Below are 25,158 nucleotides of genomic sequence, written 5' to 3'. Positions count from 1 at the left end.
CCGATGCCTACACCGACTCGTCAGCCGGCCGCGTACCTTCCTGCACCAGCACCATGCTCTGCGGCGAAGACAGTGGAATGCCTTCATCACGCAAACGGCCAAGAATGGTGAACAGCAGGTCGCTGCGGGTGCCCGATACCTGCCGCGGCCCAGCCACATAGCCACTCACACCGATCACCATACCGCTGGCCGTCAGGTCCTTGAACGACACCGAGGTAGCTGGCGCATCCAGAATCGCCTCATGCTCATGGTAAGCCGCCAGCAGCAGCTCACGCACACGGTTGGCATCGGTCTCCAGCGGCAGTGTCAGGGTAATGCTGACCACGCCCAGCGCGTTGCCCATGGTCACGTTGCGCACGTTCTGCGAGATGAACTGCGAGTTGGGCACGATCACCGTGGAACGGTCAGACATCTGGATCTCGGTGGCGCGGACATTGATGCGGCGGATATCCCCCTCGACACCCGCCAGGCTGACCCAGTCGCCGACCTTCACCGGGCGCTCGGTCAGCAGGATCAGGCCGGAAATGAAGTTCTGCACGATCTGCTGCAAACCGAAACCGATACCGACCGACAGGGCACTGACCACCCAGGTCAGGCTGGTGAGGTTGATACGCAAGGTCGACATCACCAGCATGGCCAGGAACAGGAAACCCAGGTAACCCACCAGGGTTACCAGCGAGGCCCGCATGCCGGCGTCCATCTCGGTTTCCGGCAGCAGGCGGTCGCTCAGCCAGCGCTTGACCACACGGATGGCGAACAGGCCGCCGAGGAAGATGGCCAAGGCCAGCAGGATGTCCTGCGGCACGATGTTCAGGTTACCGAGCAGCTTGCCGCCGGTCCCATCCCAGTCGCCCAGACTCAACAGCAATTCGCTAGGGCTGGTGCCCGACGGCATCAACACCAGCAACAGTGCCAGGAACAGCACGACCGTGCGGCCAATGCCGGCCAGTATGGTACTGGCCTGGGCCTGGTGGCGAGGCGCCAGGCCCAGGGTCGACGCCAGTGCCAGGCCACCGGGCTGGCGGGGTGACAGCAGGGTTTCGCACAGGTCGCCGAAGAAGGTGGTCAGCAAGTAGGCACAGGTGATCACCAGGCTGACCCACAACAGCTTGGCGGTGAGGAAATAGGCGAGTGTCAGGTAGCCGGTGAGCAGTGCCAGCAGGATCAACGTCAGCCAGATGACCATCACGAACGGGATCAGCCCGGCCAGGCCCGTCGGGCGCTCCAGGCCATGCTTGCGCAGGGTGCGGCGGTAACACAGCAGCGCGCCTGCAAAGGTGAGCGCCACCACCAGCGCGGTCAGCCCGTTGACGGCCACCGTCAGCGCCAGGCTGGCGCCGATCACGCTGTTCATGCGCTCCATGGTCATCATGACCATCAGTGCCAGTGCCAGCACCTTCGGGAACCAGCCCAGCGCACTGGCGACTTCGTCGTGAATCGCCGGCAACCGCCAGGACGGACGCTGCAGCATCAGCATGGCGCGGCCCAGGCCTGTGATGAAGGCACTGAACACCACCAGGGTGAGAATGTGATTGGTCAGGCTGGCGATATCCGAACCCAAGCGTGCATTGCTTTCCAGCCCCCAGCGTAGCAACGACACCGAGCCGGCGATGGTGCCCAGGGTTGCCAGGCTAACGCCCAGAGCCAAGGCGCTGCGGCGCAGGCGGCCCTCCGGCAGCCAGTGAACCATGGCACTGGCCAGCAAGCGTTCAAGCACGCGCCGCACCAACGTCCACACCAGAATCGCCGCCACCAGGCTGGCAACGAACAGCCAGCGGTTTTCGGCGCTGAAGGCGCTGCTGATGGCATCGGCCGCCTCGCTGCGCAGGTCACGCAGGCGCGCCACGTCGTCCTGGGTGGGGCGGATGATGCTCTGCCAGAAGGCTGGGCTCAGCGGCGAGGCTGCACGGCTGGTGATTTGCGAGTTGAACTGGCTGCGGCGCAGGTTGACGATTTGCGTGGACAGGTCACGGGCCGACTGGGTCAGCTTGGTGGCCTGATCCTGCTGGGCTACCAGCGCCTTTTTCTCGGCCTCCAGCGCTTTGCGCTGCTGTGTCAGGGTAGCAGCCTCGTCCGGCTGGGCCGGGCCGATGACCTTCAGCTGGTCGTCGAGTTTTCCCACATCGGCAGTGCGCTGTGTACTCAGTGCATCAGCTTGACGCTGAACCTGCATCGCGCCCAGGCGCAGTTGCGACAGCACGTCGTCGTTGGCCTCGCTGGTGACGCCTTGGCGGATCAGGTCCAAGCGGTCACTCAGCTGTTCGAGGCTGGCGTTTTCGTCCAGTGCGGGCGCTTCGGCAGCCGCCAAGTTGGACAATGGCGTGGCCGGGGCCGACCAGGCCGGGCTGACAAGCAACAGCATCAGGGCCAGCAGGGCAATCAGACCTGGGCAATAACGGGCAAGGCTGACACGCCTCATCGAATATTCCTCTTTGCAATTCGATTTGGCGGGGGATTCTACGCGGCTTCGGGCCGTCAGGAGAGTGCCGTTTCTCGCTTCAGCAATTGCTGTTTGCGCTCCACGCCCCAGCGGTAACCGCTGATGTCGCCATCCCGGCGCACTACGCGGTGGCAAGGGATGGCCACGGCAATACGGTTGGCCGCGCAGGCCATGGCTACCGCCCGCACGGCCTTGGGGGCGCCAATGCGCTCGGCGATGTCGGTGTAGCTGACCCGGCTGCCGGCCGGCACCTCACGCAGCGCCTGCCACACCCGCTCCTGAAACGCGGTGCCTTGTACATCCAGCGGCAGGGCCAGGCCCAAGGCGGGCGCTTCGACGAAACCGATCACTTCGGCCACCCTCTGTTCGTAGGCGCTGTCGCCGCCAATCAGGTGGGCCTTGGGGAACTGATCCTGCAACTCGTGCAACAAGCCCTCGGGGTCGTCGCCCAGCAGAATCGCGCAGATACCCTTGTCGCTCTGGGCGACCAATATTGCACCCAGCGAGCACTGCCCAAGGGCGAAGTGAATGGTTGCCCCGGCACCGCCGGCGCGGTATTGCCGGGGGCGCATGCCCAGGCGCTGGTCGGCGCTTTCGTAGAAGCGGCTGTTGGAGTTGTAGCCGGCGTTGTAAATAGCATCGGTGACAGAGTGCTGGCCGTCTTCCAGATGCGCACGCAGGCGCCGGGCCCGGAAGGCTGTGGCGTAGGCCTTGGGGGTGACCCCAGTTTCGGCCTTGAACAGCCGATGCAGGTGGAAGGGGCTGACGGCCAGCTGTGCACTGAGTTGGTCGAGGCTTGGCGCGGGGTCGCTGGTTTCGATCAAGCGGCAGGCGTGGGTAACCAGCTGGCTATGGCGGGTGGCGCTGGCCTTGCTGATACAGCGTTTGCAAGCACGGTAGCCGGCAGCCTCGGCAGCCGCGGCAGTGTCGTAGAACTCGACGTTCACGCGCTTGGCCTGGCGTGATTTGCAGCCGGGGTGGCAGTAGACGCCAGTGGTACGTACGGCGTAGACAAAGTGGCCTGTGGCGGCAGTGTCGCGGCTCTCTACGGCTTGCCAGCGTTGGTCGGGGGTGGTGTAGGGGTTCATCTTTGTTTCCCGGATATGTTGTTGCCTGTACGGGCGATGCAAAAAACTCAGGCCCGCCACAGGTACCAGGCCGCCACGGTACGAAACGGCCGCCAGGCGCCGCCCAGCGAACGCATTTGCGCCGGTGTCGGCGCCGTCTCCAGCCCTTTGAGCCGCCGATACCCCTCGCGCACGCCAAAATCGTCCACCGGCAAAATGTCAGAACGGCCCAGGCTATAGATCAGCAGCATCTCCACCGTCCACCGCCCTACCCCACGCAGCGCCACCAGGCGTTCGATCAACGCCTCGTCAGCCATGGTTAACGCCTGCTCCCGCGTCGGTACCAAGCCCTCCAGGGTGGCTTGAGCAATGCCCTGGACCGTCACCAGCTTGCTCGCCGAAAAGCCGCAGGCACGCAGGGTTTCCGGGGATACCGCCAGCAACTGCTCTGGCTGCGGAAAATCATCTGCCGGGAACAGCGCCAGCAAACGCCCCAGGATCGCCTCGGCGGCGCGGGCGTGCAGTTGCTGGTAGGCAATCGCCCGCACCAATGCCTCATAAGGCTCACGTCCCGGCGTAGCCTGGTGCAGGCAGGGCCCGATCGCTGCGATATGCCGCGACCAGTCCGGGTCAAGTGCCGCCAGGTGTTGCGTGGCCTCGTGATAGGCCTCAGGCGAAAGGTCGGCCAGCATCATGGCACCTCCATCAAGTCGATTGCAGGTCCAGCTTAGCGCAGCCGTTCATCGGGCAAACGCCGGTTCTTGCGCAGCTAATCTTTGGCATGCCATTGCTCGGCGCCATCTTCCCCGCATAGAATTGAGAACTATTCACAATCGCACACATCACTGGACTGGGCCTTCTCTACGATGCAGATCAACGACACGCTCAAGCCCACCGAGGTCGCTCTGCTCTACCAGTCTCACCATGCCTGGTTGCGTGGCTGGTTACGCAGCCGGGTCGGTTGCAGTGAACATGCCGCAGACCTGGCCCAGGATACCTTCGTGCGGTTGTTGCGCGCCCGCCACGTGTCGCCGCTCAAAGAACCGCGCGCCTACCTCAGCAGCATCGCCCGTGGTTTGATGATCGACCAGTTCCGCCGCCGCGCGCTGGAGCGGGCCTACCAGGAGAGCCTGGCTCACCTGCCCGAAGCAGAAGTGCCCAGCGAAGAGGATAAGCTTGTCATCCTCGATAGCCTGGAACGCCTCGACCGCGCCTTGCACCAGTTGAAACCGCGCGTCCGCCAAGCGTTCCTGCTGGCCCAGCTAGACGGTTTGAGCATCGTGCAGGTTGCCCAACGTCTGGAGGTGTCCAGGGCCACCGTTGAGCGCGATCTGGCCAAGGCCCTGGGCGTCTGCTACCGGTTGCGCTATACCGATGCCTGATGGTACGCCCGCTCAAACGCAAGTCGATCAGGCCATCGACTGGCTGGTAAAGCTGCGTTTCGACACCCCCAGCCCGCGCACCGAGCAGCAGTTTCAACACTGGCTGGCCAGCCACCCACACAACCGCCTGGCCTGGCAGCGGGTCAGTCATCTGGGCGATGAACTGGCCGGGCTGCCCAAGGACCTGAGCCGGCGCACCCTGGACGCTAGCCAGCACCCCAAAGCCAGCCGCAGGGACCACCTGAAGTTACTGGGGCTGTTGGCCGTGGGCGGCAGCCTGGGCTGGGCCGCGCGCGAACCGCTAGGCCTGCCACAGCTGCTGGCCGACACCAGCACCGCCACCGGTGAACGGCGCCAATGGCAAGGCAGTGACGGCAGCCGCATCCAGCTCAACACTGCCAGTGCCATCGACTTGCACTACAGTGCAGACCAACGCCAGCTGAAACTGATCCATGGCGAGGTCAGCCTGGACAGCAACCCCAACGACAACCGCCCATTCCACGTCGCCACCCCTGTCGGCCCGCTGACCACCTTCGATGGCCAGCTGTTGCTGCGCGAAAACAGCCAGGGCCTGCTGCTGTCGGTGCGGCGTGGTGAAGTCACGCTGTTCCCTGCCTCGGCCTCAGCGAGGCAGGTGCTGCCCGGTGAAACCTTGCAAGTCAGCGCCAACGGCAGCATTCAGGCCAGAACACTGCACAACGACCCCTGGGGTTGGACCGAAGGTGTACTCAGCGTGCAGCAGATGCCGCTTGCCGAGTTTGCCAGCGAACTCGGCCGCTACCGACCGGGCCTGTTGCGCTGCGCTCCAGAAGTGGCGGGCTTGAAGGTTTCCGGCACCTATCAGTTGGCTGACACCGGGCAAATCCTGCAACTGCTCACCCGCAGCCTGCCCGTGCGGGTCGAGTACCGAACGCGCTATTGGGTCAGCATCGGCGCGGCGTAAAGGGGTATCACTGCGCCACAGCCCGCATCCGCCCACGGCGCCGGTATGACTGCCTGGCAAAGCACACGAACAGCCCGGCCATCAGGGCCAGCGCCATGGGCAAACCGTGGGGCGCGACATTCATGGCCGCCCCACTGACCAGCGGCCCGACCAGGCTGCCTACGCCCCAGAGCAAGCCCACACTGGCGTTGGCAGTGACCAGGTCCTGGCCCTTGAAGCGCTGCCCGATCAGCACCAGCGCCAAGGTATAGATGCCCCCCGCCACCGCGCCCAGCACCACCAGCAGCGGCCACAGCAGCCAGGTCAGATTCAGCAGCCAAGGCAAACCGATGCCGATCACCATCGCCACCAGCCCGCACGCCAGGTGCAGCCCCGTGCGCTCAACCCGATCGGCCAGCCAGCCCAGCGGCAGCTGGAACAGCATGTCGCCGGCAAACACCACCGTCACCATCAACGCTGCCACGCCAACGGCAAAGCCATGGCTGGTGGCGTACACCGGCAGCAGCGACAGCACCACGGCATCGAAGAACGAGAAGAACAGCACCGCCATGCACAACGCCGGTGCCACACGGAAGAACCCGGCCAGGCCGAAGCTTTTTTCGCCCTCTTCGTGCTCGACATGGTCGTTGGGCACCGTCAGCACAATGCACAGCAACGCCAGCCCATAACAGGCCGTGACGACACCCGTGATCCACGGGCTATCGGCGCCCAACACTGCCAGCATGGCCGGGCCCAGCACCTGAAAGCCCGTAAAGCTGGTGGCGTACAGGGCCATGATCTTGCCGCGGTTATGTTCGGGGCACAGTTCGTTGACCCACGACTCGCCGAGGATGATGGCGATCCCCATGCCAAGCCCCAGGCCCAGGCGCAGCAACGCCAGCAGCCACAACGAGCCGAACGCGGACTCGAGCAAGGCGATGCTGACCGTGCACAGGCTGAAACACAGCAGATAGATAGTGCGCCGGGTGAGATGGCGGCAGCAGATGTCGACCAGAAAAGCCGAGAGCATCATGCCGGCGGCAGGGATGGCCGAGATGATGCCGATTTCCAGGGTGCTCGCCCCCGCTTCATGCAGGCGCAACGACACCAGCGGCAAACTGGCCCCCAAACTGAAACCCACGACAGAAACGGCGAACAACAAGCCCGCCAATAAACGCATGTTCATGTACCACTCCTGGCAAACCGAAAAGACGTGCAGAAACAGGCGCGCACGCCGGAACGGCGAGCGACGCGAAAGCGCAGATCAGTTCAGGCGAGGTGTGGCGAGAAGGTGAAGGCAAACAGCACGCTGCGGCGGCGCTTGAGCACCGTGTCACTCGGCCATGCACGACGCAGTGCCTGGAAGGCAGGCTGGCGGGCGTGTGGGAGGGACTGGGTACGGCGCATTGCTTTGGCTACTACGCAGGTGATTGAAAAAAGAGGCGGCACTCTAGCCACCTCCGGGGGGCTCGTCAATTGCCCAGGGGCCTCTGCCAGGCCCCCGGCGCGTTCAGCGTTTACCTGTACTTGGCAGAAACACCGCCAACAACCCGAACAATGGCAGGAACGAGCACAACCCATACACGTATTCGATACCACGCAGGTCCGCTACGTACCCCAACAGCGCAGCACCAATGCCGCCAAAACCGAACATCAGGCCAAAGAAGATCCCGGCAATCATGCCCACGCTGCCCGGCACCAGTTCCTGCGCATACACCACGATCGCGGAAAACGCCGAAGCCAGGATAAAGCCGATCACCACGCTCAGCACCGTGGTCCAGAACAAGTCGGCATACGGCAGCGCCAGCGTGAACGGCGCCACGCCCAATATTGAAAACCAGATGACTGCCTTGCGCCCGATACGGTCACCGATCGGCCCGCCGAAGAAGGTGCCCGCCGCCACCGCGCCGAGGAACAGGAACAGATGCAGCTGCGAGCTGGCCACCGACACACCGAACTTCTCGATCAGGTAAAAGGTGAAGTAGCTGGTGAAGCTGGCCATGTAGAAGTACTTGGAGAACACCAGCAAGCCCAGCACGATCAGCGCCGCAATTACCCGATTGCGCGAAATGCCGTGGGTGGCCTGAACCGTCTTGCGCGCCTTGGCCTGATTGAGGTGCTCCTTGTACCAGCCGCGCAGCATCAGGGTAACGCCGAGGAAGAACAGCCCGGCCAGGCCGAACCAGGCCACATGGGTCTGGCCGAACGGAATGACGATGGCCGCTGCCAGCAGCGGGCCCAGAGCGGAGCCGGTGTTGCCACCGACCTGGAAGGTCGACTGGGCCAGGCCGAAGCGCCCGCCCGAGGCCAGCCGTGCAATACGCGAGGTTTCCGGGTGGAAGGTCGACGAGCCAATGCCCACCAGCGCCGACGCCAGCAGGATCATCGGGAAACTGCCAACGAAGGCCAGCATCACGATCCCCACCAACGTGCACAGGGTGCCTAGCGGCAACAGATTTGGCGTGGGCCGGCGGTCGGTGAAGAAGCCGACCCAAGGCTGCAACAGCGAGGCGGTGATCTGGAACGTGAGCGTGATCATGCCGATCTGGGCGAAGCTCAGGTCGTAGTTGGCCTTGAGCATCGGGTAGATCGCCGGCAGCACCGACTGGATCAGGTCGTTGATCAAATGCGCCAAGGCGCAGAAACCGATGATGCGCATCACCATCGGCGAGGCTTGGCTTGCCGCTGCCGGGGTGGATGCGGTGGAGGCACTACTGGTGGCCATTTGCCTGAATCTCCGTCCTCTGGTTTGGGATCCGATTATCAGGAATCAAATAGATACATAGCTACCTTTTTTATCCCCCTGTCGCCACGCACTTGAAAATGGTTCTCAATATAATTAGCATCCTCTGCCAATGACTCCTGTCATCGTTAGGCCAAACGGCCCCTATCGTGAGCAGACCGCCCCCATGAGCCCGATGTCCGCCAAGCAGCTGCAGCCCGACCCACAACAGGAAGCGTTGGCGTGGTTTTCGTTGCTGCGCCAGCCCGGTTGCGACGAAACCCAGCGCCAGGCATTTGCAGCCTGGTGCCAGGTACAAGAGAACGCCCACGCCTACGCCGAGCTGGAGACGTTCTGGCAACAGCTGCAACCCGCACCTGCCCGCCCTCACCCACGGCATGTCACTGTCCGTCGCAGTCACCTGGGTAAAGGGTTGGCGCTTGTGTTCTTGCTAGGGTTAGGCGCTGCTGCTTACCTGTACTGGCCGCTGATACAGCGTCTGGCCAGCGAGCTGCACACCGATGTGGGAGAGCGCCGCAGCATACGCTTGGCGGATGGCACGACATTGAACCTGGACAGCGCCAGCGCGATGAACGTCGACCTGCGCGGCCGCACCCGCCAACTGCACCTGGTGCAGGGCCAGGTGCATATGGAAGTCGTGCTCGACGGGCGGGCCATGGACGTGGAAGTGGGCAACGCACGCATCCAGGTATACGGCACTCGCTTGCAGATAGCCCGCCATGCAGGGCGTCACGAACTCGTGGTATTCAGTGGCAAGGCCATGGTCACCCAGGGGGGTGAGCAGCGAATGGTCTCGGCAGGTGAGCGGGTAACCTTCGATGACACACGCATCGATCCGGTGCGGAAGGCTGATCTGAAAAACGCTGACAGTTGGCGCAACGGCCGCCTTAAAGCCACAGACATGCCATTGAGGCAGGTGCTGGAGCGCCTTGCCGGTTACCAAGGGCAGCGTCTGTGGATGATGGATGAACACGTGGCTCATCGCCGTGTGAGCGGCGATTTCAACCTCGACCGGCCTGGCCAAAGCCTGCAATCCCTGGCTACAGCCCAGCAGCTGCAGTTGCTGGGTGTGCTCGGGCACTGGCTTGTGGTGCGCTGAAACCGGGGCTGGCCGCTAAGTTTTTGAAAGCGTGCAAATTTTTTTTGAAATGAGTGTTGACAGAGGGGGCGTTCAAGAGAATAATGCGCGCCATCGGCTACATAGCTCAGTTGGTTAGAGCATAGCATTCATAATGCTGGGGTCCGGGGTTCAAGTCCCTGTGTAGCCACCAAACAAGACGAAGGGCTTACCGCAAGGTAAGCCCTTTTTCTTTGCCTGCGAAAAAGTTGCTGGTGCCCGCGCGAACCCATCCAGCAGCAGCCGGGCGCCGAACCACAGGGTTCGGCGCTGCTATCGTCGCCTCAACGTATTCCGGTCACCGCCACAGCCAGGCCAAGCCCGATCAATGCCAAACCAATGGCCCGGTCCACCAGCACTTGCCGTTCGATCATCGCCTTGCGCAATGCCGTGCTGGAAAAAAATACCGCCACCAGGCTGAACCATAGCCAATGGGCAACGGACATGAACGCACCGTAGGCGAAGTTCAGCGTCAGCGGGCTGCCAGGCTGTACCACCTGGGTGAAGGCACTGATGACAAACAAGAGGGTCTTGGGGTTGAGGGCGTTGGTCAAAAAGCCGGTGCGCAGCGCTTGCAGTACGCTGGCAGCAGACTGGCCAACCCCGTCCAGGCTGATGCGTCGGGTGTTGGTCAATGACTTGTACCCGAGGTAGATCAGGTAGCCCGCACCCAGCACTTTCATGACGAGGAACAGCGCCGGGCTCTGGCTGATGATCACGGCAATGCCCAACACTGTGTACAACACATGCACCTGCACCCCCAGTGCGATACCTATGGCGGCCGCCAGCCCGGCCTTGCGGCCCTGCGCATAACTGCTGCGGGTGACCATGGCGAAATCGGCGCCAGGGCTGATGACGGCGAGCAGGGTAAACAGGGCGACGGCGATGAGTTCGGTCATGCTGATGGCTCTCGATAGGCGATGGAAATGCACAGACCGCCGATTATCGAGCGCTTACAGATGCGGAAAAATCGATTTATGCTGAGATGAATCTGATAGTTTTGCTCACAGATACGTACAACCTGCCTTGGCCTCTTCGCGGCTAAACCCGCTCCTACAGGGAACTATGTGGCCATGTAGCAGCGGGTTTACCCGCGAAGAGGCCGGCACAGCTGAGCAGGGAAATCATGAAACTGCCGCCACTCAACGCCTTCCGCTACTTCGACATTGCCGCCCAGACCGAGAGCTTCGTGCGCGCCGCCGAGCACTTGCACGTCACTCACGGCGCGGTCAGCCGCCAAATACGCCTGCTGGAAGAAAGCCTTGGCGTGGAACTGTTCGAACGGCGCAACAGGGCCATTTTCCTCACCCCTGCCGGGCGCGCCCTGCATGGCACCACCCAGGCGATCTTCGAGCAGCTGGAAGGCGCCGTGCAGCGTTTGCAGCACCAGGTCCGCGACAATGTGCTTGTGCTGTCCTGCGAACCGACCATCGCCATGCGCTGGCTGATCCCGCGCCTGCTGCGCTTCCATGCCACCCATCCCGACCTGCAGTTACACCTGGTGGCTGCCGGCGGGCCGCTGGACTTCGCCCGCAGTGGGGTCGACATGGCCATCCGCCGTGACGACTTCCACTGGAATAACCAGCTGTTCAACCAGAAGGTCTGCGATGAATGGATCGGCCCGGTGTGCCACCCCGCCGCCAGCGCCAGACTCGATGGCCAACGGCTGCTGCACAGCACCACACGCCCTGCTGCCTGGCCCACCTGGCTGCGCCTGAGCGGCCAACAGGCGCGGCACTGCGAACGCAGCGACTACGAGCATTTCTACCTGTCGATCCAGGCCGCCAACGCCGGCCTGGGCCTGGCCATGGCCTCAGCCCTGATGGTGTGCGACGAACTCGACAGCGGGCAGTTGCAGGCGCCGTACGGTTTTGTGCGCGATGGCTCGGCCTACCACCTGCTTAGCCCACAGCCTCTGGCCGACAGCAGCAAGTGCCAGCGCTTCGCAGAGTGGCTAATGGACGAATGCCGGGGTTGCCTGGCTCATTTGGGTTTGACGCAGAACGACGACCCCGCACTGCCATCGCCGCCCCAGGTGCGATAGCCGGCGGTATCCACATGAATGCGGCCTGATGGGTAGCGGCCCAGGCCCATGTTCCAGGCTTGGCCGTGCTGCTGCCAGAAACGGCACAGCGGATTGGGGTCGGCCCAGGCCGGCAGCAGTATATCGACGGCGAACGCGCGGGTATGCGCACTGTTGGCTGCCCCGCCCGCACAGGCGTTCAGGCGCGGCTCACGGTAAGCCGAAACCACCTCGAACTGGCGCAGGATGCCTTGATCGTCGAGTGCCCTGATCAACGCGAGGGTCGAGCGTACAGCCGCCCAATTGCCGGGGGGCGGTACAGCGAAAGGCGATGCGTGGCACAGTTTCCAGTCCGAAGCCGAGCGCAGCAACTGGTGAATTGGCACTACACCGTAAAGCCGGGCATCTACCAGCATTTCGCGGAAAGGGCGGGTTTGATGATCACCCGCCCACTGGGCGAACATCCACACGTCGCGCTCGTCAGCGTGGGCAACGCTCGCTAAACACAGGCCCGCTGCCAAAAGCAGTTTTCTCATTCTTTATCCGTCCCTGCTGAGAACAAAGCCTGCACTCCCACCGGAACTCATACTAGTTCAACGTGCAACCGTTACTGCAGCGTCAGCGGGTGGCCGAAGCAGAGGGGTGCCTGCGTGACGGGGTAAGCCGCTGGAAAGTCAGTCTTCGAACAGGGTACAGGCCATCACCAGGGCGTCTTCACGGCCGCCGGCGATCGGATAATAGTCGCGGCGGCGGCCAATTTCGTTGAAGCCGTAACGTTCGTATAAACGATAGGCCGACTGGTTGCTGGCGCGTACTTCCAGGAAGCATTCGCGGCCATTGAGCTGATAGGCCCGGGCCATCAGGTGTTCGAGCAGGCGCAGGCCCAGGCCGCAGCCTTGGTTTTCCGGTTTTACGGTGATGTTGAGCAGGTGCGCTTCATCGATGATCACATTGATCACACCATGGCCCACTTGCTGCTGGCCATCGAACATCAGCCAGACTTCGTACGACTTGAGCGCATCCTGAAAGATTCCACGGGTCCAGGGATGACTGAATGCGGCATATTCGATCTTAAGTACGGCATCCAGATCCGCCTCGGTCATCGGGCGGAAGCTGATCGAGTCACTCATTCAACGCTCTTCCAGCGCGCCATCAGCTGGCGCATGGCTTTCCAGACGTCCGCCTTGCGTTGCGGCTCGTCCATCAACAGTTCAAGGCCCGGCAATGCCCAGGCGTCGCCCAGGCTGTCGAGCGTCAGGGTTTGGTAATAGGCGTCGGCGTCGACATTGGCGGCAAAACGCAGTGCCGGCAGGCCGACCAGCCACAGACAGGTAGACGGGGCGTCTTCCAGGCGCGCCTGAACGAAGCCCTGGACGAAATCGCGCGCAGCCTCCGGCCCCTGGTCCATGTTGCCGCGCACCAACAGTGGCCAGCGTACCGGCTCGCCGATGATCTGCGGGGCGTCGGGCAGGCCGGCGGCGCGCAGCATGTCCTTGAGCAGCAGATAGGAGGGATCGCGGCTCTGGAAGGGCTGACCGGTGGCCAGTTCAACCAGCAGCAGGCAACTGCCGGCGCGCAACAACTGCAGCGAGAAGCGCGGTGGCGGCACCGGTGCCGGGCGCGGAGCAGCGGGCTGCTCTTGTGCCTCGGCAGGCTTGACGGCGGGTTTTGCCACACTGCCCGGGCGTGGGATCTCGATTTTCGGCCGCTCGCCGGAGCGGGCCTGGGGGGTGACAGGCGCTTCGTTGGTTACCGATGCCGGCCTGACCTCGAAATCGATGTCCTCGACTGGCACAACCGGCAGCAGCAGCTCGGGCCGCGACGGTGCGGCGAACGGCAGCTCGGCGCGCGGCAGCCAGTGCACCACTTGCATGGCGGAAAGGTAGGCGCGGCGACGGGGTTCGGTCAGCAAGGGGCGGATATCCGAGGGGGTGAAGGCAATTGGGCATTCTAACGTGTACGCCGTGGTTTTTGCAGCGCCTATCAGATCGAGCGCCGCGCGGGCGGCGCTCGATCTCACGAGTGCCACTAGAACAACGACATATACCCACAAACCTAAAGGTTATCTCTCATTACAGACCAAGGGGTAAAAACCACCCCCGCGAATGCAGTACAATCGCCCCCTTTTTCTTGGCAACGAGTCGAAGCCAATGATCGAACCCAAGCGCGTCCTGCGCGCCCTAGCCGAACACTGGGCCCTGATCGAGCCGCTGTGCGAGCGTTTCGACCAGGGCACCCTGAGCCTGGTCGAACTGCGCCAGCATGTGGCCCGCCAGCAGCTCGAAAGCACCCCGCAGGACATCACCCAGCTACTCGACGTGTGGATCCGCCTGGATATCCTGGTCCCAGTGGCCAAGAGCCCGAACCGTTTCGAGCTCAACGCGCAGATCCACGACTTCCTCGCCTACCTGCGCCGCGAACACCGGCTGGGCCTGTGTCTGGAGATCGAAGCCTACTTGCGCCACCTGGAGCGCCTGGCCGGGCACATCCAGGATGCCTTCGACAACCGCGACAGCGACGACCTGGCACGCCAGTTGCGCCTGCTCGACATGCGTGTGCGCGATGTGCTGAAAAAGCTCGACAACGACGAGCAGGCACTGGTGGCCGTGGCCGAACGGGCCAAGACTAGCAACCGCCAGATTCCGCTGCGCCAGCGTTATGCCGAAGTGCTGGCCACCTGGGACGAATACGTCGAGCCGATGATCCAGCTGGTCAACGCCGACGGCGCCTTCGAACAGGGTGTACGCAAGGTCGAGACCGTGCTGCTGAAACTGCTGGGCGAACAGGCGCGCCTGGGCCACTTGGTCGACGACGACATGCTGCTGCGCACCCACGCGCGCATTCTGGAAATGCAGACCAGCGCCCAGTTGACCCTGCGCCACGCCCGCGAACTGCTGCTGCCGCTGCGCGAAGAAGCCCGCCGCCACAACGCCGTGACCCGCGGCGCTGCACTGGCCCTGTCGGTGATCCGGCGCAAGGGCATCGATGCCGTGCCGCAGGCGGCCATGCCGATGTTCACCCGCCCGCAAAGCACCTTCCTTGGCAGTGCCAGCCAGGTCGAGGCCTACGTTTACGCACTGGCCCGCTTCGAGCCCAAACCGGCGCGCTTCCCCAAAGCCCACAAGACCCAGTCCGGCGCCCTGCCCCGTGCCCCGCGCACGGTCAAGGAAATGGCCGAACGCTGCGAACAGGCCCTGCCACTGCCCGACTTGATGGTCTGGCTGCTGGAGCAGGAGCCCGAAGGCGCCACCGACGAGCTGCTGTACTGGTTCTCGCGCCTGTCGCGGGAAAAGCGCTTCAAGCGCGAACGCCTCGACCGCCGCGAATACACCACTCAGGAACATTTGGTCAGCCTGCATTCGTTCGCCCTGACCTCCAGCCGCGAAGACGCCCCTAGCGCGCCTACCGAACCCAACGCGAGCCCAGCCCATGCATCTTGATCTTTCCGAACTGTCCCAGCTCGCGCCGATCTTCCGCGAGCTGTTCAAAGGCTTCCACGTCAGCCGGCGCGACCCTGAGCTGTACGCCCAGCTGTCGAACTTCCAGGACCAGTACCGCACCCTGTTCAAGGCCCTGGGCTTCGAGCTGGTGTGCGATACCCGTGGCTTCTATTACTTCGTGCCCGACATGACCGCCGCGCAGGTCAACAAGACCGCGCAGCGCCTGTCGCTGTTCACCTTCATCCTGGTCGAGCACCTTGCTGACCAGGGCCGCGACCCGATGGCCGTGCTCGATGGCGGCAGCATCGGTCGCGACGAACTGCCCTCGCTGCTGGACAAGTACCGCGACCTGTTCCTGCAGGCCGAAGTGCAGACCGTGGACGAGCTGGAAGAAAAAATCCTGCGGCGCATGACCCAGCTCGGCTTCGCCCATGAGGAAGGCGGCATCTACCGCTTCCTGCCGCCCATGCACCGCTTCCTCGATGTGTGCCTTTCGGTGCAGCAGGACCGCGACCTGGCCGCCACCCTGCACAGCGCCCTGCCGCTGCCGACCCCGGTACTGGTCGAGGAAGAAAGCGCCGAAGAACTCAACCGTACCGACGACCCGCTCGACCTCACGCCTTTCCAGGGCGAGGAAAGCGAAGAGGACGCCCTGGCCCGGGCCATCCGCGAAGAGCAACAGGAGATTGACGCATGAGCCAGGAACGCTACGGCATCCGCCGCTTCGCATTGCTCAACACCGCCGGCTACAGCCTTGGCCTGTTCCCGCTGGAGCACCCGCTGTCGGTATACGGCGCCAACAACCTGGGTAAATCGGCTTCGATCAATGCCCTGCAGTTCCCGATCCTGGCACGTATGTCGGACATGAGTTTCGGCAAGTACAGCCTTGAGCAATCGCGCCGCTTCTACTTCGCCAGCGACACGTCGTACATTCTTTGCGAACTGAGCCTGCCCCACGGCACGCACGTGATTGGTGTGGTCGGGCGCGGCCCGGGTGGCGGTTTCGGCCACCAGTTCTTCGCCTACAAGGGCGAACTGGACCTGGCCCACTACCAGAAGAACGACACCTGCCTGCGTCAGAAAGAGCTGTTCACCAACCTTGAACGCCTGGGGATCAAGGCTTACGAACTGAAGCCGGACGAACTGCGCCGGCTGCTGGTGGGCGGACACACTTCGGTGCCGCTGGACCTGACCATGATCCCGCTGCGCTCCACCAGCGAGCAAAGCCTGAAAACCTTCCGCGCGCTGTTCATCAACCTGCTGCACATGCGTGAGATCACCGCCGCCAAGCTCAAGCAGCTGTTCCTCGACGCCTTCGAGCACAGCCTGCGCTCGGGCAGCGTCGACTACATCGCTGCGTGCGAGGAAGCCTTCCGCGACGTACGCCGCATGGAGCAGGACTACAACGCCCTGGTGGCTGCCGGCCCGTTGGTCGAGGCCCTGGCCGGTGGCGTGGCCCAGCGCGACATCCTGCGTGGCAAGCTGCACCGCATTTCGCCTGTGCTCGACACCCTGCTGGGCACCTGGCAGGAATACGCCATGGCGCGCAAGGAAGAGCTGGTCATCCAGTCCGAGCACTACCGTGGCGAGCAGGACCGCCTGCAGAACGACCAGCGCGGCGGCACCCAGGAGCTGATGCGCCTAGAGCGTGAAATTACCGGTATCCAGCGCTGGCTAGGCGAGCTGTCGGTGCTCAAGCACCGCTTTGCGCTGGTCGATGACGTCAAGGTGCTGGAGCAGCAACTGCTGGCAGCCAAAGACGCCCACGACGAGCTGGCCGGCGCCCTGGCCCAGTCACGGCAGTTCAGTGCCGAAGACCTCGACGAGCGCGTACGCGACCTGGAAAAACGCCTGAAGCAGGTCAAGCAGCAGCTGGATCACGCTGACAACAACAGCTATGCCCGCCTGCGCGAGGAGTTCTCGCAGCAGGACGTCGACCGCCTGATGCGCCTGTTCAACGGTGCGCTGTTCAGCCTGCCGCTGGGCGACCGCGGCATCGAGCTGGACGACAGCGACCTGTGGGTAAAATCGCTGGAAGCGGTGCTGGACGGCTTCAAGGGCGAGCGCTTCGAGGCCCCAGGCCTGGCCATCGACCTGACCCACATCGACCCACCGGCCCTGCAGGCCCTGGCCGACCGCGCCGCCCTGCGCGACCAGAAAGAGCGCCTGGAAAAAGAACTCAAGCAGCTCAAGACCCAGCAGGCCGTGGCCGCCGACCGCTCCGCGTCCAAAGCGCAGACTGAAACCCTGTACCAGGAAGTGCTGGACGCGCAGAAGGCGCTGGAAGACTTCCGCCGTAGCCAAACCCTCACCGCCGAAGAGCCCGAGAAGCTGGAACAGCTCTCGCAGCTGGAAGCGGCCCAGGACGAACTCAAGCGCTCCAGCGACGCCTTCACCGAGCGCGTCCAGCAGCTGTCAGCCAAGTTGCAACTGGTCGGCCGTCAGCTCGGCGACCTCGAGTCCAAGCAGCGCACCCTGGAAGATGCCCTGCGCCGTCGCCAGCTGCTGCCGGCCGACCTGCCCTACGGCACGCCATACATGGAAGCCATCGACGACTCGATGGACAACCTGCTGCCGCTGCTCAATGACTACCAGGACAGCTGGCAAGGCCTGCAGCGGGTGGACAACCAGATCGAGGCGCTGTACGCCCAGGTGCGCCTCAAAGGCGTGGCCAAGTTCGACAGCGAAGACGACATGGAACGCCGCCTGCAACTGCTGGTGAACGCCTACGCGCACCGTACCGACGAAGCCCTGACCTTGGCCAAGGCACGCCGCGCTGCGGTCACCGACATCGCCCGAACCCTGCGCAACATCCGCAGCGACTACGACAGCCTTGAGCACCAGCTGGCCCTGTTCAACCGCGAGATCAACAAGCGCCAGGTGTCCAACCTGGAAAGCTTCCGCGTGGTACTGGCGCCGAACAAGGAAGCGCTCAAGCACATCGACCAGATTATCCACAGTGCCGGCCAGTACGAAGAAGGCGAAACCCTGTCGGTCTTCGATCTGACCCAGAGTGCCGATCAGGACAACAAGAACGAAGAGGCCAAGGAGTACCTGGCACGGCTGGTGGCGGCCAACCACAACCAGCTGGGCCTGAAGGACCTGTTCGAGCTGGCGTTCGAGATCACCAAGGTCAATGGCCAGCCGATCATCCACGCCGACATCGACGGTGCGGCGTCCAACGGCACCACCATGACCATCAAGGCGCTGACCAACATGTACCTGTTGCTGCACCTGATGGACCGTGATCTGGCCGGGCGCATTCGCCTGCCGTACTACCTGGACGAAGCGGCAGACATCGACGAACGCAACCAGGCGGCACTGCTGGAAACCAGCCAGCAACTGGGCTTCGTACCGATCCTGGCGAGTGTGAAACCACAGGTCTCGGCGCACGTTGCGATCGACCTGGAAGGTGGCAGCGGGCCGAACGGCATCTACATCGACGAGGCGGACTGGAAGTTCATCAGCCGGCTGGATGAAGTGAAGGCGGTTGTGCGTGAGGATCAGGCCGAGGAGCTGGCCTGAGATAGCCGGGGCCGCGTTGCGGCCCTTTCGCGGGTGAACCCGCTCCTACGCCGGCCTGCGTCCAACCACCGAGCGTATGTAGGCGCGGGCTATCAATGAGCCCAAGGCAGGATCGGAATGGCAGTCACCGCATTCTGCGGGCTGCCTTCGATCATGCGGTCGCTGTACACCAGGTACACCAGCGTATTGCGCTTCTTGTCGAGAAAACGCACCACCTGCATGGTCTTGAACACCAGCGAGGTGCGCTCCTTGAACACTTCCTCGCCATCCTTGAGCTCACCCTTGAAGTTGATCGGCCCGACCTGACGACAGGCAATCGATGCCTCCGCCCGGTCCTCGGCCAGCCCCAAGCCCCCCTTCACTCCGCCAGTCTTGGCACGTGACAGGTAGCACGTCACGCCCTCAACCTTAGGGTCATCGAACGCCTCGACCACAATGCGATCGTTCGGCCCGAGGAACTTGAACACGGTGGACACCTGGCCGATCTCTTCGGCGCCAGCCAACATCGGCAGCACGCACGCTGCCACCGCGATTACGCTCTTCAGCAGGCTCATACCAGCACCAGGTTGTCGCGGTGTACAAGTTCCGGCTCGGCGCTATAGCCAAGGATCGACTCGATGGCTTCGGACGACTGACCAATGATCTTCTGCGCCTCCAGGGCGCTGTAGTTGGCCAGGCCGCGAGCCACTTCAACACCGTCCGGGCCGACGCACACCACCATCTCGCCACGACGGAAGCTGCCCTGCACTGTCTTCACGCCAACCGGCAGCAAGCTCTTGTTGGCCTGACGCAGCGCTTGCACGGCACCGGCATCCAGCACCAGGGTGCCACGGGTTTGCAGGTGACCGGCCAACCACTGCTTGCGCGCAGCGAGCATGCCACGCTCAGGGGACAGCAAGGTGCCCAGGCGCTCGCCCGCCTTCAGACGGTCCAGCACGCGCTCGATGCGGCCACCGATAATGATGGTGTGGGCACCGGAACGGGCAGCCAGGCGCGCCGCACGCAGCTTGGTCTGCATGCCGCCACGGCCCAGGGCACCACCGGTACCACCGGCCACGGCATCCAGCGAGGGGTCGTCGGCACGGGCTTCGTAGATCAACTGCGCCTCGGGGTTGTTGCGCGGGTCGGCATCGAACATACCATCGCGGTCGGTGAGGATCACCAGCAGGTCGGCCTCGACCAGGTTGGCCACCAGCGCCGCCAGGGTGTCGTTGTCGCCAAAGCGGATCTCGTCGGTGACCACGGTGTCGTTTTCGTTGATCACCGGCACCACACCCAGATCGACCAAGGTGCGCAGGGTGCTGCGGGCATTCAGGTAACGCTTGCGGTCGGACAGGTCGTCATGGGTCAGCAGGATCTGCGCGGTGTGCTTCCCGTGCTCCCCGAAGCTCGACTCCCAGGCCTGCACCAGGCGCATCTGGCCGAGCGAGGCAGCCGCCTGCAGCTCGTTCATCGCACTCGGTCGCTTGGTCCAGCCCAGCTGGCTCATGCCGGCAGCCACGGCCCCGGAGGAGACCAGTACCAACTCCACGCCTGCCTCACGCAGCGCGACCATCTGCTCGACCCAAACGGCCATTGCACCGCGGTCGAGGCCCTTGCCATCGGCGGTCAGCAGAGCACTGCCAATCTTAACGACCCAGCGCTTGGCGCCCGTCACCTTGCTTCGCATCTTCTTCCAACCTATGTCGAATCTGTAGATACCGTGGATACAAAAACGCCGCTCCAGAGAGCGGCGTTTAGTGTACTGCAACCGATCAGTCGCGCACGTAAATGATTTCCGGACCGTCTTCGTCGTCCTCGAAATCATCGTCCCAACCGTCATCGTCGCCAATGTCGTGCACGCTCTTGACGCCGGTACGGCGCAAGGTACGGGCGTCGTCCAGGGCCTGCAACTGGGCACGGGCTTCGTCTTCAATGCGCTGGTCGAGGTCGGCCAGCTCTTCGGCGTAGGCCGGGTCGTTGGCCAGGCGGTCGGCGCGGTCTTCGAGGTAGCGCATCAGGTCGTGGCTGAGCTTGTCGGTGCCCTGCTTGGAAATAGCCGAGATCACGTAGACCGGGCCTTCCCACTCCAGACGATCGATCACTTCCTGCACACGCTCGTCACGCTCGTCGTCCATGACCATATCGGCCTTGTTCAGCACCAGCCAGCGCTCACGCTCGGCCAGCGACGGGCTGAAGCGGGTCAGCTCGTTGACGATGACTTCGGCGGCATCGGCCGGGCTGCTTTCGTCCAGCGGCGCGATGTCCACCAGGTGCAGCAGCACGCGCGTACGCGCCAGGTGCTTGAGGAAGCGGATACCCAGACCGGCACCTTCAGAGGCGCCTTCGATCAGGCCGGGGATGTCGGCGATGACGAAGCTCTTCCAGCGGTCGACGCTGACCACGCCCAGGTTTGGCACCAGGGTAGTGAACGGGTAGTCGGCGACTTTCGGCTTGGCGGCCGAGACCGAACGGATGAAGGTACTCTTGCCAGCGTTCGGCAAGCCCAGCAGGCCGACGTCGGCCAACACCTTCATTTCCATCTTCAGGTCACGCTGCTCACCCGGTTTGCCTGGGGTGGTCTGGCGCGGTGCACGGTTGGTGCTCGACTTGAAACGGGTGTTGCCCAGCCCGTGCCAGCCACCTTGCGCGACCATCAGCTTCTGGCCAGGGGTAACCAGGTCACCGATCACTTCCTGTGTGGAAGCATCGATCACGGTGGTGCCGACCGGCACGCGCAGGAACAGGTCTTCACCCTTCTTGCCGGTGCAGTCGGTGCTACCGCCGTTGGAGCCACGCTGGGCTTCATGGTGACGGGTGTAGCGGTAGTCGACCAGGGTGTTCAGGTTTTCGTCGGCAATCATGTACACCGAGCCACCGTCACCGCCGTCACCGCCGTTAGGGCCGCCGTTCTCGATGAACTTCTCGCGACGGAAGCTCATGCAACCGTTGCCACCGTCACCGGCCTTGACCCGAATGGATACTTCGTCAACAAACTTCATTAAAACCGCCTCTCGTCGGTAGACGAGCTGAATGACTCAAAAACATGAGGCTCTTGCAAAAATGAGCGCGGCGGCCCCGTACGACCGTAGAAACCAACGCCGGCAACCCAGACAAACAGCTTTGCAAGAGGCTCACCACAAACGAAAAAGCCCCGTCGCATGACGGGGCTTCTGGAGCGACGTCGCGATTAAGCGGCGACGATGCTCACGTAACGGCGCATGAACTCGCCTTTCTTCTCGAACTTGATCACGCCTTCGATCTTGGCGAACAAGGTGTGGTCCTTGCCCATGCCAACGCCGTAGCCAGCGTGGAATTCGGTACCGCGCTGACGGACGATGATGTTGCCTGGCTTGATAACCTGGCCGCCATACATCTTCACGCCAAGGCGTTTAGATTCTGAGTCGCGACCGTTACGAGTACTACCACCAGCCTTCTTGTGAGCCATGGTTCAATTCTCCAAATAAATTCAGGGGATCTAGGGGATTAAGCCTGGATGCCGGTGATTTTGATCTCGGTGAACCACTGGCGGTGGCCCATACGCTTCATGTGGTGCTTACGACGACGGAACTTGATGATGCGAACCTTGTCGTGGCGGCCTTGCGAAACGACTTCGGCCACTACTTTAGCGCCAGCAACAACTGGAGCACCGATGGTGACTTCTTCACCGTTGGCGACCAGCAGAACGCGATCGAAGGTCACGGATTCGCCAGTGGCGACTTCCAGTTTTTCGATCTTGAGGAATTCACCTTCAGCGACTTTGTACTGCTTGCCGCCGGTAACGATTACTGCGTAAGACATGGTATTTCTCCGATAATCCTGCTCACCCAGCGCTTTATATGATGAGTATTGGCTGGCATGGCTGCACAGGGCTGGAACGGCCCGGCGCAATTGCGTAAGGCAGGTGCTGCCCAGGAAGTTAGGGTGCGCGATTGTACGCAACCGCGGTTTTGCTTGCAAGTGCCGCCCCCGGCCTGCGGGCACCGCGCCTTGACACACCGGGACCTGCGACCTAGCATGCCGCGCAACCTCACTGGAGCAGCCGATGCAACCCCAAACCTTCTACCGCGCGGTGGCTGATGATTTCAGCGCCGTCGACGAGATCATCAAGAAGCAGCTGACCTCGCGCGTGCCGCTGGTATCGAAGATCGGCGACTATATCACGTCCGCCGGTGGCAAGCGCCTGCGTCCCCTGCTGGTACTGCTGTGTGGCAAGGCCCTGGGCCGCGAAGGCGACGACCTGCGCCTGCTGGCCGCCACCATCGAGTTCCTGCACACCGCCACCCTGCTGCACGACGACGTGGTCGACATGTCCGGCATGCGCCGTGGCCGCTCTACTGCCAATGCCCTGTGGGGCAACGCGCCGAGCGTGCTGGTGGGCGACTTCCTTTATTCGCGCTCATTCGAAATGATGGTCGAACTGGGCTCGATGCCGGTCATGCAGATTCTGTCCAAGGCCACCCGGGTGATTGCCGAAGGTGAAGTGCTGCAACTGTCGCGCGTACGCGACGCCAGCACCACCGAGGAAGTCTACATGGAGGTCATTCGCGGCAAGACGGCGATGCTGTTCGAAGCGTCTACCCACAGTGCTGCGGCACTGGCCCAGGCCACCGACGAGCAGCGCGAAGCCCTGCGTACCTTTGGCGACCATCTGGGCGTGGCCTTCCAACTGGTCGACGACCTGCTGGACTACAAGGGTGACTCGCAGACCCTGGGCAAGAACGTCGGTGACGACCTGGCCGAGGGCAAACCTACCCTGCCACTGATCTACACCATGCGCGAAGGCACTGCCGAGCAGGCGGCGCTGGTACGCCAGGCGATCCAGAAGGGTGGCCTGGAAGATCTGGAACAGATTCGCGTCGCGGTCGAAGAGTCGGGCGCGCTGCAGTACACCGCCGAGCTGGCGCGCGATTACGTGAAGCGTGCCATCGCCTGCCTCGAAGTGCTGCCTGCCAGTGAATACCGGGATGCGCTGGTTGAACTGAGCGAGTTTGCGGTCGCGCGTACGCACTGACAGACCGAGTCGCCTTCATTCGCGGGCAAGCCCGCTCCTACACCATTTGTGGGAGCCGGCTTGCCCGCGATGCTTTTTGTCCGGACATAATCACTTCCGGGAAATTACCTTTTACAATGTGGGCTTTTAACCGCCCGTCTGTTTGTTTGAGGAACCGAAGTGAGCACTCTGCCACCCTGCCCAAAATGCAACTCCGAATACACCTATGAGGATGGCACTCAGCTGATCTGCCCTGAATGCGCCCACGAGTGGTCGGCCGGCGGCGATGCCGAGGCGGCCAGTGACGAGGTGGTGAAAAAGGATTCGGTCGGCAACATCCTGCAAGACGGTGACACCGTCACCGTGATCAAGGACCTCAAGGTCAAGGGTTCGTCCCTGGTGGTCAAGGTTGGCACCAAGGTCAAGAACATCCGCCTGTGCGACGGCGACCACGACATCGACTGCAAAATCGACGGCATCGGTGCCATGAAACTGAAGTCCGAGTTCGTCCGCAAAGTCTGATTACACAAAAATCCGGCAATTGGCGCTTGCCATTTACGTAATAAGAATTATTCTCATTGGAACTGCTGTCCAAGGAGAATAGCCATGACTTATCTGATCGACGCCTGGCTGGAACGCCCTCACCCCTACCTGCGCATTCTTCATCGGGAAACCGGCGAAGTGTGCGCGGTGCTTGAAGAAGAAGCCCTCGACGAACTGCGTGACCAGGGTGACCTGGACATGAGCGGGCTGAATTCGAGTGAGCCGGGGGTGCTCAAGGAACTGGTACGGAATCTGTTTCTGTTCTGCTATGCGCGGGCATTGCGCCCTGAGGGGACAGACTGGAATTGAGGCCGGCAGGGCCGGCCTCTAGGGCATTACAGAACGTCGAGCAGCTCGACGTCGAACACCAGTACGCTGTGCGGCGGGATGCTGCCAACGCCTTGGGCGCCGTAAGCCAGCTCGCTTGGCACGTACAGGCGCCATTTGCTGCCAGCGTTCATCAGCTGCAGGGCTTCGGTCCAGCCAGCGATCACGCCGCCGACCGGGAATTCAGCCGGCTGGCCACGCTCGTAGGAGCTGTCGAACACGGTGCCGTCGATCAGGGTGCCGTGGTAGTGCGTACGCACGTTGTCTTCGCGGGTCGGCTTGGCGCCTTCGCCAGCGGTCAGCACTTCGAACTGCAGGCCCGAAGCCAGCGTGGTGATGCCTTCACGCTTGGCGTTCTCGACCAGGAACTCCTTGCCAGCAGCAGCGGCGGCTTCGGCCTTGGCTGCAGCTTCGGCTTGCATCACCTCACGGATGACCTTGAAGCTGGCCGACAGGTCGGCTTCGCTGACGCGGCTGTCGGCACCGTTGAAGGCGTCGGTCAGGCCGGCCAGGATGGCTTCCAGGCTAACGCCTGGTGGCGGGTTGTCGCGCAGCTGGCCGCCCAGCTGACGGCCGATACCGTAGCTGACGCGCGTTTCGTCGGTAGACAGGTTGAGTTCGGACATTGTCGTGCTCCACTGCAGGGCGCAATGCAGC

General features: G+C 63.0%; 26 protein-coding genes and 1 tRNA gene. 11 read left to right on the top strand and 16 right to left on the bottom strand.

The window, feature by feature from the left end; genetic code table 11:
• Positions 1-7: 7 nt before the first annotated feature.
• From KW568_RS03740 to KW568_RS03730, 3 genes are read right to left on the bottom strand one after another with little or no spacing between them, the layout of a single operon-like run.
• Positions 8-2,419 carry a DUF3772 domain-containing protein gene (locus KW568_RS03740; protein ID WP_003247429.1) on the bottom strand — a complete coding sequence of 804 codons (2,412 nt, stop codon included), beginning with the start codon at positions 2,417-2,419 and terminating at the stop codon, positions 8-10.
• Positions 2,420-2,475: 56 nt separating this feature from the next.
• Complete coding sequence (ada, locus tag KW568_RS03735; RefSeq protein WP_004575700.1) at positions 2,476-3,528, bottom strand: bifunctional DNA-binding transcriptional regulator/O6-methylguanine-DNA methyltransferase Ada; 1,053 nt, start codon at positions 3,526-3,528, stop codon at positions 2,476-2,478.
• A gap of 47 nt (positions 3,529-3,575) precedes the next feature.
• Positions 3,576-4,202 (bottom strand): DNA-3-methyladenine glycosylase, encoded by a 627-nt coding sequence (locus KW568_RS03730; protein ID WP_004575701.1) that lies wholly within the window; start codon positions 4,200-4,202, stop codon positions 3,576-3,578.
• Positions 4,203-4,373: 171 nt separating this feature from the next.
• Here KW568_RS03730 and KW568_RS03725 point away from each other — a divergent pair, with 171 nt between their 5' ends.
• Positions 4,374-4,889: a sigma-70 family RNA polymerase sigma factor gene (locus KW568_RS03725; protein WP_004575702.1), complete on the top strand. Its 516-nt coding sequence runs from the start codon at positions 4,374-4,376 to the stop codon at positions 4,887-4,889.
• Positions 4,882-5,832: a FecR domain-containing protein gene (locus tag KW568_RS03720; RefSeq protein WP_004575703.1), complete on the top strand. Its 951-nt coding sequence runs from the start codon at positions 4,882-4,884 to the stop codon at positions 5,830-5,832. Before KW568_RS03725 ends, KW568_RS03720 begins: the two co-directional genes overlap by 8 nt.
• Before the next feature lie 7 nt (positions 5,833-5,839).
• Here the strand turns inward: KW568_RS03720 and KW568_RS03715 are convergent, their stop codons facing one another.
• The 3 genes from KW568_RS03715 to KW568_RS03705 all read right to left on the bottom strand — a co-directional run bounded on the left by KW568_RS03715 (position 5,840) and on the right by KW568_RS03705 (position 8,536).
• On the bottom strand, positions 5,840-6,997 hold the full coding sequence (locus KW568_RS03715) for an MFS transporter (protein WP_004575704.1): 1,158 nt from the start codon (positions 6,995-6,997) through the stop codon (positions 5,840-5,842).
• A gap of 83 nt (positions 6,998-7,080) precedes the next feature.
• Positions 7,081-7,218 (bottom strand): hypothetical protein, encoded by a 138-nt coding sequence (locus tag KW568_RS03710; protein ID WP_003247435.1) that lies wholly within the window; start codon positions 7,216-7,218, stop codon positions 7,081-7,083.
• Positions 7,219-7,321: 103 nt separating this feature from the next.
• Positions 7,322-8,536, bottom strand: coding sequence for an MFS transporter (locus KW568_RS03705; protein ID WP_003247436.1), 1,215 nt, complete (start codon positions 8,534-8,536; stop codon positions 7,322-7,324).
• Between the two features lie 193 nt (positions 8,537-8,729).
• On the opposite strand from KW568_RS03705, the gene KW568_RS03700 reads away from it, so the two are divergent.
• Both KW568_RS03700 and KW568_RS03695 read left to right on the top strand, forming a co-directional pair.
• Complete coding sequence (locus tag KW568_RS03700) at positions 8,730-9,653, top strand: FecR domain-containing protein (protein ID WP_033726482.1); 924 nt, start codon at positions 8,730-8,732, stop codon at positions 9,651-9,653.
• 95 nt (positions 9,654-9,748) lie between these two features.
• Positions 9,749-9,825: transfer RNA gene (locus tag KW568_RS03695), tRNA-Met, on the top strand.
• Positions 9,826-9,955: 130 nt separating this feature from the next.
• Here KW568_RS03695 and KW568_RS03690 read toward each other — a convergent pair.
• Positions 9,956-10,570 carry a LysE family translocator gene (locus KW568_RS03690; RefSeq protein WP_004575706.1) on the bottom strand — a complete coding sequence of 205 codons (615 nt, stop codon included), beginning with the start codon at positions 10,568-10,570 and terminating at the stop codon, positions 9,956-9,958.
• A gap of 227 nt (positions 10,571-10,797) precedes the next feature.
• Here KW568_RS03690 and KW568_RS03685 point away from each other — a divergent pair, with 227 nt between their 5' ends.
• The gene (locus tag KW568_RS03685) at positions 10,798-11,715 is read left to right on the top strand and encodes a LysR substrate-binding domain-containing protein (protein WP_004575707.1); all 918 of its coding nucleotides are present in this window, start codon (positions 10,798-10,800) and stop codon (positions 11,713-11,715) included.
• Here the strand turns inward: KW568_RS03685 and KW568_RS03680 are convergent.
• From KW568_RS03680 to KW568_RS03670, 3 genes are all read right to left on the bottom strand, one after another.
• On the bottom strand, positions 11,655-12,230 hold the full coding sequence (locus tag KW568_RS03680) for a D-Ala-D-Ala carboxypeptidase family metallohydrolase (RefSeq protein WP_033725220.1): 576 nt from the start codon (positions 12,228-12,230) through the stop codon (positions 11,655-11,657). The genes KW568_RS03685 and KW568_RS03680 overlap by 61 nt on opposite strands.
• 138 nt (positions 12,231-12,368) lie before the next feature.
• Entirely contained in the window at positions 12,369-12,824 is a 456-nt protein-coding gene (gene rimI, locus KW568_RS03675; protein ID WP_004575708.1) for a ribosomal protein S18-alanine N-acetyltransferase, read from the bottom strand.
• Complete coding sequence (locus KW568_RS03670; protein WP_004575709.1) at positions 12,821-13,606, bottom strand: hypothetical protein; 786 nt, start codon at positions 13,604-13,606, stop codon at positions 12,821-12,823. Before KW568_RS03670 ends, rimI begins: the two co-directional genes overlap by 4 nt.
• 238 nt (positions 13,607-13,844) lie before the next feature.
• On the opposite strand from KW568_RS03670, the gene mksB reads away from it, so the two are divergent.
• From mksB to mksF, 3 genes are read left to right on the top strand one after another with little or no spacing between them, the layout of a single operon-like run.
• Positions 13,845-15,134: an Mks condensin complex protein MksB gene (gene mksB, locus KW568_RS03665; RefSeq protein WP_003247449.1), complete on the top strand. Its 1,290-nt coding sequence runs from the start codon at positions 13,845-13,847 to the stop codon at positions 15,132-15,134.
• Positions 15,124-15,831 (top strand): Mks condensin complex protein MksE, encoded by a 708-nt coding sequence (mksE, locus tag KW568_RS03660; protein WP_003247452.1) that lies wholly within the window; start codon positions 15,124-15,126, stop codon positions 15,829-15,831. The genes mksB and mksE overlap by 11 nt, the downstream gene beginning before the upstream one ends.
• Positions 15,828-18,659: an Mks condensin complex protein MksF gene (mksF, locus tag KW568_RS03655; RefSeq protein WP_003247454.1), complete on the top strand. Its 2,832-nt coding sequence runs from the start codon at positions 15,828-15,830 to the stop codon at positions 18,657-18,659. The genes mksE and mksF overlap by 4 nt, the downstream gene beginning before the upstream one ends.
• Positions 18,660-18,751: 92 nt before the next feature.
• Here mksF and KW568_RS03650 read toward each other — a convergent pair whose 3' ends face one another.
• The 5 genes from KW568_RS03650 to rplU all read right to left on the bottom strand — a co-directional run bounded on the left by KW568_RS03650 (position 18,752) and on the right by rplU (position 22,439).
• On the bottom strand, positions 18,752-19,213 hold the full coding sequence (locus KW568_RS03650; protein WP_003247456.1) for a CreA family protein: 462 nt from the start codon (positions 19,211-19,213) through the stop codon (positions 18,752-18,754).
• Positions 19,210-20,328 (bottom strand): glutamate 5-kinase, encoded by a 1,119-nt coding sequence (gene proB, locus KW568_RS03645; protein WP_003247458.1) that lies wholly within the window; start codon positions 20,326-20,328, stop codon positions 19,210-19,212. The genes KW568_RS03650 and proB overlap by 4 nt, the downstream gene beginning before the upstream one ends.
• Positions 20,329-20,413: 85 nt before the next feature.
• A complete protein-coding gene (cgtA, locus tag KW568_RS03640; protein WP_003247460.1) occupies positions 20,414-21,640 on the bottom strand; it encodes an Obg family GTPase CgtA in 1,227 nt (408 codons plus the stop codon).
• A 188-nt stretch (positions 21,641-21,828) separates the two neighbouring features.
• Positions 21,829-22,086, bottom strand: coding sequence for a 50S ribosomal protein L27 (rpmA, locus tag KW568_RS03635; RefSeq protein WP_003247464.1), 258 nt, complete (start codon positions 22,084-22,086; stop codon positions 21,829-21,831).
• 38 nt (positions 22,087-22,124) lie between these two features.
• Positions 22,125-22,439, bottom strand: coding sequence for a 50S ribosomal protein L21 (gene rplU / locus KW568_RS03630; protein ID WP_003247466.1), 315 nt, complete (start codon positions 22,437-22,439; stop codon positions 22,125-22,127).
• A 244-nt stretch (positions 22,440-22,683) separates the two neighbouring features.
• Between rplU and KW568_RS03625 the strand changes: the two genes are divergently transcribed.
• The 3 genes from KW568_RS03625 to KW568_RS03615 all read left to right on the top strand — a co-directional run bounded on the left by KW568_RS03625 (position 22,684) and on the right by KW568_RS03615 (position 24,483).
• A complete protein-coding gene (locus KW568_RS03625; RefSeq protein ID WP_003247469.1) occupies positions 22,684-23,652 on the top strand; it encodes a polyprenyl synthetase family protein in 969 nt (322 codons plus the stop codon).
• 159 nt (positions 23,653-23,811) lie between these two features.
• Positions 23,812-24,153 (top strand): zinc ribbon domain-containing protein YjdM, encoded by a 342-nt coding sequence (locus tag KW568_RS03620; protein ID WP_003247477.1) that lies wholly within the window; start codon positions 23,812-23,814, stop codon positions 24,151-24,153.
• 84 nt (positions 24,154-24,237) lie between these two features.
• A complete protein-coding gene (locus tag KW568_RS03615) occupies positions 24,238-24,483 on the top strand; it encodes a hypothetical protein (protein ID WP_003247479.1) in 246 nt (81 codons plus the stop codon).
• Positions 24,484-24,509: 26 nt separating this feature from the next.
• Here KW568_RS03615 and KW568_RS03610 read toward each other — a convergent pair whose 3' ends face one another.
• Positions 24,510-25,127 carry an FKBP-type peptidyl-prolyl cis-trans isomerase gene (locus KW568_RS03610; protein ID WP_003247482.1) on the bottom strand — a complete coding sequence of 206 codons (618 nt, stop codon included), beginning with the start codon at positions 25,125-25,127 and terminating at the stop codon, positions 24,510-24,512.
• Positions 25,128-25,158 lie beyond the last annotated feature (31 nt).

This window comes from Pseudomonas sp. HD6515 (assembly GCF_024971855.1).
Lineage (GTDB): Bacteria > Pseudomonadota > Gammaproteobacteria > Pseudomonadales > Pseudomonadaceae > Aquipseudomonas > Aquipseudomonas alloputida.
Note: the sequence above shows the minus strand (reverse complement) of the source record. Positions and strands in the feature narration are given on the sequence as shown.

Excerpts from the sequence above, each read along its gene's own strand:
- KW568_RS03610 (WP_003247482.1), bottom strand. The coding sequence starts at position 25,127 with ATGTCCGAACTCAACCTGTCTACCGACGAAACGCGCGTCAGCTACGGT.
- KW568_RS03690 (WP_004575706.1), bottom strand. The coding sequence starts at position 10,570 with ATGACCGAACTCATCGCCGTCGCCCTGTTTACCCTGCTCGCCGTCATC.
- mksB (WP_003247449.1), top strand. The coding sequence starts at position 13,845 with ATGATCGAACCCAAGCGCGTCCTGCGCGCCCTAGCCGAACACTGGGCC.
- KW568_RS03615 (WP_003247479.1), top strand. The coding sequence starts at position 24,238 with ATGACTTATCTGATCGACGCCTGGCTGGAACGCCCTCACCCCTACCTG.
- proB (WP_003247458.1), bottom strand. The coding sequence starts at position 20,328 with ATGCGAAGCAAGGTGACGGGCGCCAAGCGCTGGGTCGTTAAGATTGGC.
- rplU (WP_003247466.1), bottom strand. The coding sequence starts at position 22,439 with ATGTCTTACGCAGTAATCGTTACCGGCGGCAAGCAGTACAAAGTCGCT.
- KW568_RS03625 (WP_003247469.1), top strand. The coding sequence starts at position 22,684 with ATGCAACCCCAAACCTTCTACCGCGCGGTGGCTGATGATTTCAGCGCC.
- KW568_RS03705 (WP_003247436.1), bottom strand. The coding sequence starts at position 8,536 with ATGGCCACCAGTAGTGCCTCCACCGCATCCACCCCGGCAGCGGCAAGC.
- cgtA (WP_003247460.1), bottom strand. The coding sequence starts at position 21,640 with ATGAAGTTTGTTGACGAAGTATCCATTCGGGTCAAGGCCGGTGACGGT.
- KW568_RS03740 (WP_003247429.1), bottom strand. The coding sequence starts at position 2,419 with ATGAGGCGTGTCAGCCTTGCCCGTTATTGCCCAGGTCTGATTGCCCTG.
- mksE (WP_003247452.1), top strand. The coding sequence starts at position 15,124 with ATGCATCTTGATCTTTCCGAACTGTCCCAGCTCGCGCCGATCTTCCGC.
- KW568_RS03730 (WP_004575701.1), bottom strand. The coding sequence starts at position 4,202 with ATGATGCTGGCCGACCTTTCGCCTGAGGCCTATCACGAGGCCACGCAA.
- KW568_RS03685 (WP_004575707.1), top strand. The coding sequence starts at position 10,798 with ATGAAACTGCCGCCACTCAACGCCTTCCGCTACTTCGACATTGCCGCC.
- KW568_RS03680 (WP_033725220.1), bottom strand. The coding sequence starts at position 12,230 with ATGAGAAAACTGCTTTTGGCAGCGGGCCTGTGTTTAGCGAGCGTTGCC.
- rimI (WP_004575708.1), bottom strand. The coding sequence starts at position 12,824 with ATGAGTGACTCGATCAGCTTCCGCCCGATGACCGAGGCGGATCTGGAT.
- KW568_RS03720 (WP_004575703.1), top strand. The coding sequence starts at position 4,882 with ATGCCTGATGGTACGCCCGCTCAAACGCAAGTCGATCAGGCCATCGAC.
- KW568_RS03715 (WP_004575704.1), bottom strand. The coding sequence starts at position 6,997 with ATGAACATGCGTTTATTGGCGGGCTTGTTGTTCGCCGTTTCTGTCGTG.
- KW568_RS03725 (WP_004575702.1), top strand. The coding sequence starts at position 4,374 with ATGCAGATCAACGACACGCTCAAGCCCACCGAGGTCGCTCTGCTCTAC.
- KW568_RS03710 (WP_003247435.1), bottom strand. The coding sequence starts at position 7,218 with ATGCGCCGTACCCAGTCCCTCCCACACGCCCGCCAGCCTGCCTTCCAG.
- mksF (WP_003247454.1), top strand. The coding sequence starts at position 15,828 with ATGAGCCAGGAACGCTACGGCATCCGCCGCTTCGCATTGCTCAACACC.
- rpmA (WP_003247464.1), bottom strand. The coding sequence starts at position 22,086 with ATGGCTCACAAGAAGGCTGGTGGTAGTACTCGTAACGGTCGCGACTCA.
- ada (WP_004575700.1), bottom strand. The coding sequence starts at position 3,528 with ATGAACCCCTACACCACCCCCGACCAACGCTGGCAAGCCGTAGAGAGC.
- KW568_RS03650 (WP_003247456.1), bottom strand. The coding sequence starts at position 19,213 with ATGAGCCTGCTGAAGAGCGTAATCGCGGTGGCAGCGTGCGTGCTGCCG.
- KW568_RS03700 (WP_033726482.1), top strand. The coding sequence starts at position 8,730 with ATGTCCGCCAAGCAGCTGCAGCCCGACCCACAACAGGAAGCGTTGGCG.